This window comes from Rubrivirga sp. (assembly GCF_049648075.1).
In the GTDB taxonomy this organism is placed as follows: domain Bacteria; phylum Bacteroidota; class Rhodothermia; order Rhodothermales; family Rubricoccaceae; genus Rubrivirga.
Genome location: NZ_JBARYR010000767.1, coordinates 1 through 2,464, shown reverse-complemented (window position 1 = coordinate 2,464; position 2,464 = coordinate 1). Strand labels below are relative to the sequence as shown.

Annotated in this window: 2 protein-coding genes and 1 pseudogene; all 3 read left to right on the top strand. The window is 67.6% G+C overall.

Translation table 11 applies throughout. From position 1 onward, the window contains the following. The first annotated feature begins 197 nt into the window (after window positions 1–197). Entirely contained in the window at window positions 198–1,067 is an 870-nt protein-coding gene (locus tag WBA11_RS20255) for a hypothetical protein (RefSeq protein WP_424522439.1), read from the top strand. Between the two features lie 111 nt (window positions 1,068–1,178). Next, a complete protein-coding gene (locus tag WBA11_RS20250) occupies window positions 1,179–1,919 on the top strand; it encodes a hypothetical protein (RefSeq protein ID WP_424522438.1) in 741 nt (246 codons plus the stop codon). Between the two features lie 154 nt (window positions 1,920–2,073). Then, window positions 2,074–2,464, top strand: a pseudogene (locus tag WBA11_RS20245) (peptidase S9); the annotation flags it as partial.

Here is a 2,464-nt window from a genome sequence, read left to right as displayed (position 1 = left end):
CGTCGAAGGCGCGGGAGGCGGTCGGGTACGGCCTCGAGGTCGGCCTGGCGGATGGGTGGTCGCGGGCGGTCCTGTGGTACCGGGCGGAGGGGTGGTTATAGGGGGATGGTGCAAATAGACCACGACTCTCGCGTCGCGCCGTGATACCATCGGTGCGCTCGTTGCGGCCTAGCGTCCTCCTGTCTCACCACCTCCCGATGTCACGTTACCTCGCTCTCTTGCTCGCCTCAGCGGCGTTCGCGCCCGCCCTCCACGCCCAGACCGGCGAGCTGCGCCGCGTCGTCCTCGAGGACGGGACCGTCCTGGTCGGCTACGTCCAAGACGAGTCTGCCGACCCGTTGGTGATCGTGACCGAGTCCGGCATCGAACAGCGCGTACCGCAGGACCGCGTCGCCGAAATCACGGCGCTCCTGGACGGCCAGTTCACGCGGTACGACCCGGCCTCGACCCGCATGTTCTTTTCGCCGACGGCCCGGTCCCTCGGCAACGGCCAGCGGCGGTTTTCGGCGTACTACCTCTTTCCGTCGTTCGCCGTCGGCGTGACCGACCGGCTCGACGTGTCGGTCGGTTCGACGATACCGCTCATCACGTCGGGTGGGATTTTCCTCGGCGTCAACGGGAACGCCAAAGTCACGCTCACCGAGCGCGACGGGTTCGCGGCGGCCGTCGGCGGGAGCGCGACGGTACCGATCTCGACCGAGAGCTTCGACGCGGGCGCGATCGGGACGGTCTACGGGCTCGCAACGTTCGGCGGAGAAGCCGGCGCCGTGACGCTCGGGGCCTACGGGTTCTACCAAGTGGGATTTGGAGACGGGTCCGATCTCGCCGACGGAACGGCGCTGCTCGTCGGGTTGGACCGTCAGATCTCCGACCGATTCAAGTTGATCAGCGAGAACTACCTCGTGCTCGCGTTCGCCGACGAGACCGAGGTCGCGTTCGGGACCCTCTCCGGCGTCCGGTTCTTCGGCGACCGCTTGGCGGCCGACGTCGCCGTCGCCCTCGGCGCTTCGGGGGGCGAGTTTTCCACGGTCCCGATCCCGTATCTCGGCATGTCGTACACGTTCTAGCGTCTCGGCCTCGGGGGCGAGCAAGCAACACATCGGCCTCGACGAGTAGTGAGATCGCACTACGGCAGAAAGGTCAGAGACGGTTACGATGAGGCAGCTCCCGTCCTCGTCATGTCCCGCCACGTCGCTCTCACCGTCCTTGCCATCGCGCTCGCCCTGCCGGCAGGAGCGCAGTCGCACCTCGTCGAGGGGGTAAGCCCGTACGTGTCGCTCGACCTCGCGGGCGGACCGTTCCCGGCCTTTACCGCCGCGGGCGTTGACCTCAGCGGGAGTCTTGGCCGCCGCCTCGGTCTCGGCTTCGATGTCGCGGTGCTGCTCGCCCGTGGGACCACCGACTTCGAGGACGAACGGCTTCCGTACCCGCCCGAGACGCACCTCGGCCTCGAGGTCGCGTTCTCATTTGGGCCGGACCGGTCACCATGGCGCGTGTCGGCGGTGGGACTTGTATCGCTTGCGGATGGGTCGACGTTCACATTTCCCGCTGATGGTGGGCCGACGGTGCTCAGCGGTGGCCTCGAGGCCGTTGAGCGGCGAGCTCGCGCGAGCGTCGTTCGGTATTTCGCACTCCGTGATGGATCATTCCGCATCTGGGCAGGAAGCGGCCTCTACCGCGCTGTGCGCGACTATGAGGACTCTATTCTTATCTTCGACGCTGGAGGCCCGGACGAACGCATGGTTGGAGGCGAAGCGAGGACGGAGACGTCTGTAGGGGCGGTCGTGGCGTTGCCAGTCGCCCTCGAGGTCGGGCGCGGTGCCGTCTTGGTCCTCGAGCCTGAGCTTCGTCTCGGCCTCAAGGACGTGGTACTCGGCGTCGTTGGGGACGGCCAGGTCACGCTCCGGCTCAACCTGTAGCCGTCCTCGAGGCCGGGACGAAGCGCGTCCTCGAGGACGGAGATTCCCGCACCTCCGCACCTCCGCACCTCCGCCACACGACCTCGAGTGCGGGACCCGTTCCGCCCTTGCCGACGACGGGCGTCGGCCCTACCCTGCCGTGTCCCCGTCCTTGATGGTCCGTCTCCTCGTCCTGCTCGCGTTCGCTGTCACGGCCACGGGTCCGGTGGCCGCGCAGTACTTCGACTTCGGCAAGAACCGGGTCCAGTACCGAGCGCACGAGTGGTACACGCTCAGGACGTCGCACTTCGACGTCTACTTCTACGAGCGCGACCACGGGCCGGGCGGTCGTGTCCTGGCCGAGTTCGCGGGCGAGGCGGCCGAGGAGGCCTACCGCGAGATCTCGGCCCTGTTCGGGACCGACATCGTCCGTCGCGTTCCGCTCTTGGTCTACCCGACCCACGCCGACTTCGCGGTCACGAACGCCGTCGAGCTCCCGATCTACTCCGAGGGCATCGGCGGCGTCACGGAGCTGTTCAAGAACCGGATCGCGATTCCGTTCACGG

Coding starts and splice junctions, on each gene's coding strand:
- WBA11_RS20255 (WP_424522439.1), top strand. CDS start 198: ATGTCACGTTACCTCGCTCTCTTGCTCGCCTCAGCGGCGTTCGCGCCC.
- WBA11_RS20250 (WP_424522438.1), top strand. CDS start 1,179: ATGTCCCGCCACGTCGCTCTCACCGTCCTTGCCATCGCGCTCGCCCTG.